This is a genomic window from Pseudomonas sp. P5_A12 (genome assembly GCF_056400685.1).
In genome coordinates this window covers 1-7,724 of sequence record NZ_JBFUKU010000247.1, presented here as the reverse complement: position 1 = coordinate 7,724, position 7,724 = coordinate 1, and the positions used below count along the sequence as shown (strand labels likewise).

The window sequence follows — 7,724 nt, the reverse complement described above, 5'->3', positions numbered from 1 at the left end:
CCTTATAAATGAACAACTGAGGCRCAGGCGATTGAATCCGACTGATGAGCCGGCCGATTGACGCGACCTTATTGGCCTTGTGCGTCGAGTACTTGGCGACAAGGACATCCCACTGAGCAGGCTCAAGCTGACGATGCAGAAGCGCGTATAGGCAGCAGTCATAGTCGAACTTGTCACGCACCGATAACGAACTGCCGGTGCCACCCTGGCGCAGGTCGGCGTCGATCAGCTTCTGCCAGGACTGCTTGGTGCTGTTGTCGATGTTGTCGGCGGCCAGTACGCGTACCAGGGTGCCCATCACGTCTTTATAGATGCCCATCGCTCAATCCCCTGTGTAGTTCGATCCGCCGGCACCGCGGCGGTTGTTCTGTTCGTATTGCTGCTGAGCGCCTGACGGCTGATTTACCCGGTTACCAAAGGCAATGATGCGCTGCTGATAGATGTTCAGCATGAGCCCGAGGTGGGTAACCAGCACCTCAACCGGTAGCGCCTCCCCTGTCTCCGCCGAAACCCAGCCGGAGGCGTGGCATTCAGTGCAAGGCAGCTCATGAAATATGCCTTTGATGACCGCTTTGCCCTTGCATGCTGCGCACCATTTCAACGGCATCGGCGAAGCATTGAAGGCGGGGGCATGCTGCTTTTTCATCATTTTTAAACCTCGCCTATGGTTGTTTTTGGAATAGCACTCAAAGCCACGTCATCCGTGGGCTGTAGMGGATTACCAGAATCTCCCGATCTAAGGCCGGTCAAGGTATGGATACGCTTGAAACCCTTTGCATCTAGATACGCGCACCACCGATCCAAGGCCTCACGCTTGCGGCTCATCACGTCAGACTGGATGTACACCTTCACGTTGTGGCCCATGGCGTGGTTGATCAGCAGCTCACCAATCAGATGGTCGATGCCGATGTCTGCCCAGCCGGTACGGGCCACCTTGCGCAGGTCGTGACTGGTCCACTCGCCCTGACCCAGCCGCGTGAATACTGCGCACGCCTGACCCTCACTCAAAGCCTTGCCATTGCGAGACGGGAACAGGAACTGACCGTCATAACCGTTCTCCCTCTGGATTTCGCGATAACCAATCAGCAGCTGCCGTACCTGGTCGGTCAGTGGCAAATGGTGCTCGACGCCGGTCTTGGTGTTCGCAGCCGGAATGAACCACTCCCGTTCAGCAAGGCTGATATGCGACCACTGGGCCTGCCGGCTCTCACCAATGCGGGTGCCGTGGCACAGCATCATCAGGGCGAGCATGGCGTCAGCAGGCGCGCTGGCCATGGCCTCCCGCAGCAGGATAATCAGGTCCTGAAGCTGGGTTACCCGCAACCGTGACGGCTTCACCCCCACCTTGGCCTTGGAGAAGTCGCTGAACTTTACGTCCTTCATCGGGTTGACCGAGATCAGCCGAAGCTTGAACGCCTGGCGGAATGCCAACGCCAGCAGCTGGAACGCTGAGCGCACATAGTCGATGCCGATGGTTTCTTGTGCAGGCCACATGAATTGATCGTCCAGGGTGGCCTTATTGATTGAGGCCAGCGGCACTGCGCCCAGCAACGGCTTCAGGTGACACTTGATCAGCGAGGCTCCGGTCTTTTTGCGCTTGCTCGACAAGCTGCGATCGCGGGCCATCCGGTCGGCGTACCAGTCCAGCAGCTCACCGACCAGAACCCATTTCKAAAGGTTTGAACCGGCACCGGCATCAAGGCGCAGACGAATCGCTGGCAGTGCGGCAACGACTTGCTTGGCGCTCAGATCCGGGAAGCTGCCGACGAGGTTCCATTTCTCCTTGCGCACCAGGTACCACGAAGCCCGGGCGCGATCGCGAGTGAACCGCAGGTACAGGCCACGGTTCTCGATGTCACGCAGATCGCGCACGGTACCGGCGGCCTGCCGTTTGATTTCGGCGTCGGTGATCTTCACGGCGGCGCTGGTCATGCAATCACCTCGCGAGAATTCTGCCGCTCGGGAGCGAAGTCGTCGCGTAGAGGCATCAGGTGTCTCGGCTCATGGATACCAAAGCCCAGCTGCACTACTTCACCCTCGACGACCGCGACCAGACCATCACCGACAAGCGTCCAACAGGGCACATCGTCGTGCCGATACACCACGCCATTCGGCGCGACGTAGCAGTCACCGCTCACCACGAATTCGCGAAGCTGGCACTGTTTGCCGATGTTCTGCGTTAGGGAGTTGGCCCCAACGATCATTGCCAGATCGCCGGCCTTGAATTGATTGTTCATGCTGCCACCACTGTAGGAGCGAGCCGAAGATAGGCGCGGATCTGCTCCATAGCATCGAAGTGTCCACGGCAGACCACGGCAAGGTAGCCCTGCTCATTCAGTCGACGAATGCAGGCCGCTTGGCTGGAAGAAACCGGGGCCGGCTCAACCGTGGCCTTGAATTCTATGTACAGACCGAAGAACCCACCGCGTGCCATTGGCAGTACCAGGTCGGGGATACCCGCCTTCACGCCCTGCTGCTTCAACTTCATGGCTACCAGCTTGTGCCGATGACCACCATTCGGAACGTGGTAGATCAGCTCGAACACTTGCGGATAACGAAGCTCGATCTCGGACAGCAGCGCGGCCTGCTCCTGCCCTTCACGGTCCGCTGGCTTGGCACGCACGGCCTTCTGCTTGAACAGCTTCGGACTGGCCGTCTTCATTCCGGCGCCCTCGCCTGCTCTAGTTCGATCAACAACTCGAGGAAATGCTTCGCCTTTTCCAAATCAGCAATCCCGCCCTTGTCGCGCCACCGGGTCACGTACTTGATGACGCTGCCTTCGGCGAACGGGATGCTGTTCGCGTGGATGTATTCAATCGGCTGGATCTTCAGCGATTTGTAATGACCGCCAGCGACTTGGGTGTTCAATGCACTCATGCGGTTGCTCCAGCGCGGCGCGCGCGCAGTTCAGCCAGGGCTTTATTGCCAATATCGGGAGTTCGTTGAGCTTGCGGTGCTGCCAATTCTGCCACCGGCACTGGACCGAGCTGCTCGCCCATCCAGATCTTGCGAACCTGCTCCAGATACCGCTTCTCGAAGCTGATCAAACCCAGCTCTCGGCTGAGCAGTGGCAGGATGTTAAATCCAGCGGCGGCAGTGGCGTGGTAGACGGCTGGGTGAAACCACTTCGCAACACCGTGCATCGTTGGATGGCAGTTACGCAGGGCCTGCTTGTAAGCCGTCTCCACGTTCGGCAGCGGCGGGTTGAGCATTTCCGGCGTCGGCACACAACCTTGGATGAACTTGCCGACGCTCGGGATGAAGTCGGAAGGCTCGGCGCGACAGCGGATCAGGCCGATATCGATCTGCTCTTGGGTGCAGATACCGTTTTCGATGAACGCTTGTAACCAGGTAGCTTTCGATTCCTTGTAGGCCTTCGCGTCCGGCCAAGCCTGACGCCATGCAGTGCGGATCGAACGCAGCTGGCGGAACAGCTGGTTGATCACCTTGCCGGTTTCGTGGGCCTGATCCTGCTGGGCCTGTACCGACACTTCGATGGTTGAGTCGACGAATTCGCCGTGGCGAACCTTGGTCACTGCCTGTGCCGCTACCGTGGAAACCGCTCTCATTTCGCACCCCCATTCATCCATTCGGTGTTTTCGTCGTCGTACTCGTCCGAAGCGGAAGGCGATGCGGATCCCGCAGCCTTGACGCGCTCACGCTTGACCCAGGTGGCAATGCGGAAACACCAACCGGCACCGCTGTCGACGGTCGACGGCTTGGCAACGAAGAAACCCTTGAACCCTGCGAGAAGTTCGTCAGTGAGCGAGTCAGCAGGAAGGCCAGCAATCGAAAGCTGGTCGGCCAATGCCTTCTCGCCAGGAACCCAAGCGGCGAACATGGCGAAGCGTTGGCGATCATCGGCGGCGAGGGCCAGACGTTCCTGCTCGGCGATGGCTTCAGAAATCTCGCGCTGCTGCTGCTCTTCGGTTACTTGATGGTTAATTGATGTATTGGGTGCAGCCGCTGCACCCCGTTCTGTTCCAGGCTGCACCCCGTTCTGTTGTGAGTTGCACCCCGTTGCGTCATCTGCACCCCGTTTTGTACGGGGTGCAGGATTTGCACCCCGAGATAGCTGAAGGTCGTAAACGACTGGGCGGCGGTCATGACGGTCGATGTGCACGGCAGCAATGGCCTGATTGCCCTTCTGGATCAGTCCTGACTTCTCCAGATCGTCCAGCTTGTAACGAACGGTGCGCTCTGACAGGCCAGTGTCTTGGGCCAGGGTAGAAGCGGATGGAAAGGCGCCAGCACCGTTAGAGCCGGCGTAGTTGGCCAAGCACAGCAGCACGTGACGCGCGCTCGAATCTTTCAGGGATTGGGTGGGCAGAGAGAGCGCCCAGGACATTGCTTGAACGCTCACAGCGTGATTCCTTGAAGTTGCTCAGCGAGCATGACCATGCCCGAACGGGTCACCATCACTTGCTCGACTACCTTAATGTCCTGCCCTTCCCCTCCACCAACCTTGACCAGCTTGTGCTTAAGCCAGCCAGTGTTCAGGCGTGGCTGATACGCGACCCAGCTCGACCGCGCAGTGCGGCGATGGATCCAGCGGTTCTGGCTGAGCCAGTCGAAAAGGTGTGTAGGCCGAACGCCAAGGATCTGGGCGGCCGTGGTGATGCAGATATCGCTCTGGGTTTTGGCGAGACGGTGAAGTGCTTCAACTTTCGGCGCCTGCTTGGCGATAACCTGCTGAAGCTGAAGATTCTCTTCCGCCTGCAAGGCGGCGAAGCGCAGCGCCTCAGGAAGAGTTTTCGGAATGGTGACTAACTGTCGCGACACGTTTTCGAGTTCTTGCAAACGTGTCACGACAYGGTATCGAAGCGGGGCGCTGTAACCGGCCAGCAGGGTAATGACTAGGTCCTGCCCCATCACGTACTCGGTTTGCTGACGGTTCGAACCGTCGAGATAGATGCGTCCAAAAGTGGACGCATCTAAACCGAGATCACCAAGCATGCGCTTCGTGTCGCGAATGACGTGCTGATGCTGTTTACCAGTGAGATCGGCAATCTCCCGGCTCGACATGGTGACCGTATTGCTTGGAGCGACGATCGTGTTCATAATGGCCCCTCAAGTGTTTTACTGCTGTTGAAAAAGCCGACCTCGTACGTCGGTTTTTTTGTGTCTGGAATTCAGGCCGCCTTGAGGGATTCGCGCAGAACTTGCAGCGCATCAATCGCTTCAAGAATTGCTTTCTCGCCCTGGGCTTTTTCGTGCTGGCTGATGTGGTTGTCTTCAGCCGCGTCGAAAATCAATCGACCCACGTCACCGCACTCAGCGGACAGATTGCCCAAGGCAACCATCAAGGGTTTGACGGCCGGCTTCTCGCGAGCAGCCAGGTCGAAACCGAACTGGTCAGCGAGTGCCATCAACGGGCGCATGTCACCGGTGTGCAGCAAGACCCCGAACAGATGCTCGATGGTCAGGTGATGCGCATCGTTGTCAGGGTTTGCGCGCTGAAGCAGGCTCACATGAGCAACGCCCATCTTTGCCGCCAGCGATTTCGCTTCGTTGTCCAGAACAGCGTTCTGGCAGGCCCGCAGAAAGTCTTCCATTCGTAAATCCTCGTTTTTGTTTCAGTGGCACCGGGCCGGTACGGATTGCAAAATCTGTTTCGTGGACGTCAGGCGGATTTCTTTAACGTCTGGGATGGATCGTCGTCGCGCTTGGCGACCAAGGCGCCGCTGGATTCTTTTTCGAGGACGCACTGCATTGGGTAGGAAAACCCACCGGTGGTACGGCATTGGGATACGCGGCTTCCGCTCACCCCGAGGGCGTCACCGATTGCGCGGCCGGTGCCGAAATGTTTCAGGGCTTCGTCGTAGGTCATGGGGCTTGTCTCCATTGTCTGTGCCGAGTTTAGAGTTCTTAACAATACAAGGCAAGTTATCTAAACATCGAAATGTTTAGAATCCTAAATATGGAATTCAAAGACCGCGTTACTGCGCGCATGAGGAAGCTGAACCTCAGCGCTACAGACATCAGCAAACTGACAGGCGTATCCAAGGCGACGGTCAGCTTTTGGGTGTCCGGGACTAATGGCGCAAAAGGTAAAAACCTTCTTTCGCTGGCGAAAGCGCTGGAATGCTCGCCTGACTGGCTGTCAGAGGGGACGGGATCACCAGATGATGCCGCGTCCGTGGACGGCCCGAAGGCAGGCTCAACCAGTGCAGAGCTGGTGGCTCACATGCTTGCGACAAAAGCTGGCAAGAACCTTTCAGACAAAGCTCGGGAGATGGTGCTTGCAGCAGCAGCCGAGGCCGACAGCCCTGCTGTCAACGGCCAGCAATATCTACCGGGAAATTTCGCAGCGCTCCGGCCGACCAACGATGAGATTCTGATTCCGCAGTACGATATCCGCGCGGCCATGGGCCATGGCCAAGTTCCGCCGGAGTACAACGAGGCAGTCCGCAACCTCGTGGTGCGCGAGGACATACTGCGCGAGAAAGGTGTCACCTACACCGCCGCCAGTTCGCTCGCCATGATCACTGGCTGGGGTCAGTCGATGGAAGGCACGATCAATGACAAGGATCTAGTGATTGTGGATCGTGGAGTGAAGGAGTTCGCTGGCGAGGGCATTTATGTGATGACCTGGCACCAGGAGCTGTACATCAAGCGAGTCATGCGGCTCGACGAAGACAATTACCGCCTGATCTCGGACAACAAGCATTACGAAAATCAGACCGCCAGAATCGACGACGTGACTATTCATGCCAAGGTCCTTTTTATTTGGAATGGTCGTAAGGCGTAGGCTGTTACTGGTGGTAGCAAAGCCCGGACATGCGCCGGGCTTTTTTATACCCGTCAGAATGGAGCGACCTCCTCTACCTTTATGAATTCATCATGTGCTTCAACTTCGTGATCGTTCTCTGATGACGCTTCCCATTTCAACGTAACCGACTCGTCGTCGTTGAACGTCATATCTATGCCGTCCGTCTCTGACAGAAGGCCCATCACCTCTTCCCATTCCCTGTCCCCATCTGTGTCCAGCCGATGAATCGTCACGCAGCGCAGATCCTGCGCGAACGGATGATTAATCATTGATGAAACCCTCAGGCCTAACCGCTCAATGCCACTCATCTCCTGCCGTACGGTCGGTTTTGCCTGTTTCTTGGCCATGCCATGCTCTCCCTTGTTAACTGTATATCCATACAGGTTTTGACGCAGCATAGCGTGTAGTTTCCTAAACCGTAAGTCTTGACGTGTAGATATCTGCGCGGTATCCGGACGATCCTTTTGTTAAGTTATCTAAAATAATTGTTGACTCTCTTTGTTTAGTTTTCTAAATTACATCCATCGCAGCGCGCTCAACCCGCTGCGCAGCACCACCGCTCTTTAACAGTCAGCGCAACAAACAACAGACCGCATTGCCTCTACCGGCGACCGGCGAGCAGACAGGCCCGAAAGCCTGCCAACGACAGGAACAACCTGGACGGTTGCTCGATGGTGAAACGCCAAAACCGTGTGAATGACCCGGCAAGCAATGCGCCCCGCCCCTCCGGCGGCAATAGGACGGACAGCATCACTGAGCAGCCTTCTCGCGAGGGCTGCTTGGGATGACAACCGAGGGAAAGACATGAACAAAGAACAGGTTTACGACGACCAAATCAGCCCGCTCATGCTGCAGATCATCGGTATCTGCCGGAGCAACGGCATTGCGATGATCGCCAGCTACAACATCGCCCACGACGGGGAAGGGCCTAACGGCGAAGACTGCTCCAGCC

At 57.3% G+C, this 7,724-nt stretch carries 12 protein-coding genes and 1 pseudogene; 2 read left to right on the top strand and 11 right to left on the bottom strand.

Annotated elements, in window-relative coordinates; all coding sequences use genetic code 11:
* The 3 genes and pseudogenes from AC1DSG_RS24140 to AC1DSG_RS24130 form a co-directional block, all read right to left on the bottom strand.
* Positions 1-319, bottom strand: a pseudogene (locus AC1DSG_RS24140) (hypothetical protein); the annotation flags it as partial.
* A 3-nt stretch (positions 320-322) separates the two neighbouring features.
* Positions 323-649 carry a hypothetical protein gene (locus tag AC1DSG_RS24135; protein WP_477793139.1) on the bottom strand — a complete coding sequence of 109 codons (327 nt, stop codon included), beginning with the start codon at positions 647-649 and terminating at the stop codon, positions 323-325.
* Between the two features lie 2 nt (positions 650-651).
* Positions 652-1,932, bottom strand: coding sequence for a tyrosine-type recombinase/integrase (locus tag AC1DSG_RS24130; protein ID WP_477793138.1), 1,281 nt, complete (start codon positions 1,930-1,932; stop codon positions 652-654).
* A gap of 71 nt (positions 1,933-2,003) precedes the next feature.
* Between AC1DSG_RS24130 and AC1DSG_RS24125 the strand changes: the two genes are divergently transcribed.
* Complete coding sequence (locus AC1DSG_RS24125) at positions 2,004-2,183, top strand: hypothetical protein (protein WP_477793137.1); 180 nt, start codon at positions 2,004-2,006, stop codon at positions 2,181-2,183.
* A gap of 50 nt (positions 2,184-2,233) precedes the next feature.
* Here AC1DSG_RS24125 and AC1DSG_RS24120 read toward each other — a convergent pair whose 3' ends face one another.
* The 7 genes from AC1DSG_RS24120 to AC1DSG_RS24090 form a co-directional block, all read right to left on the bottom strand.
* On the bottom strand, positions 2,234-2,662 hold the full coding sequence (locus tag AC1DSG_RS24120) for a VRR-NUC domain-containing protein (protein WP_477793136.1): 429 nt from the start codon (positions 2,660-2,662) through the stop codon (positions 2,234-2,236).
* Entirely contained in the window at positions 2,659-2,877 is a 219-nt protein-coding gene (locus AC1DSG_RS24115; protein ID WP_454237908.1) for a DUF3310 domain-containing protein, read from the bottom strand. Before AC1DSG_RS24115 ends, AC1DSG_RS24120 begins: the two co-directional genes overlap by 4 nt.
* Positions 2,874-3,569, bottom strand: coding sequence for a replication protein P (locus AC1DSG_RS24110; RefSeq protein WP_477793135.1), 696 nt, complete (start codon positions 3,567-3,569; stop codon positions 2,874-2,876). The genes AC1DSG_RS24115 and AC1DSG_RS24110 overlap by 4 nt, the downstream gene beginning before the upstream one ends.
* Positions 3,566-4,348 (bottom strand): helix-turn-helix domain-containing protein, encoded by a 783-nt coding sequence (locus AC1DSG_RS24105; RefSeq protein WP_477793140.1) that lies wholly within the window; start codon positions 4,346-4,348, stop codon positions 3,566-3,568. Before AC1DSG_RS24105 ends, AC1DSG_RS24110 begins: the two co-directional genes overlap by 4 nt.
* A gap of 11 nt (positions 4,349-4,359) precedes the next feature.
* Positions 4,360-5,061, bottom strand: a complete 702-nt coding sequence (locus AC1DSG_RS24100) for a phage antirepressor KilAC domain-containing protein (RefSeq protein ID WP_477793134.1) — start codon at positions 5,059-5,061, stop codon at positions 4,360-4,362.
* Positions 5,062-5,132: 71 nt separating this feature from the next.
* Entirely contained in the window at positions 5,133-5,555 is a 423-nt protein-coding gene (locus AC1DSG_RS24095) for a phage regulatory CII family protein (RefSeq protein WP_477793133.1), read from the bottom strand.
* A 68-nt stretch (positions 5,556-5,623) separates the two neighbouring features.
* Entirely contained in the window at positions 5,624-5,830 is a 207-nt protein-coding gene (locus AC1DSG_RS24090; RefSeq protein ID WP_477793132.1) for a helix-turn-helix domain-containing protein, read from the bottom strand.
* Positions 5,831-5,920: 90 nt separating this feature from the next.
* Here AC1DSG_RS24090 and AC1DSG_RS24085 point away from each other — a divergent pair, with 90 nt between their 5' ends.
* Positions 5,921-6,751 carry a S24 family peptidase gene (locus AC1DSG_RS24085; protein ID WP_477793131.1) on the top strand — a complete coding sequence of 277 codons (831 nt, stop codon included), beginning with the start codon at positions 5,921-5,923 and terminating at the stop codon, positions 6,749-6,751.
* Between the two features lie 53 nt (positions 6,752-6,804).
* Here AC1DSG_RS24085 and AC1DSG_RS24080 read toward each other — a convergent pair whose 3' ends face one another.
* A complete protein-coding gene (locus AC1DSG_RS24080; protein WP_477793130.1) occupies positions 6,805-7,119 on the bottom strand; it encodes a DUF1654 domain-containing protein in 315 nt (104 codons plus the stop codon).
* Between the last annotated feature and the right edge of the window lie 605 nt (positions 7,120-7,724).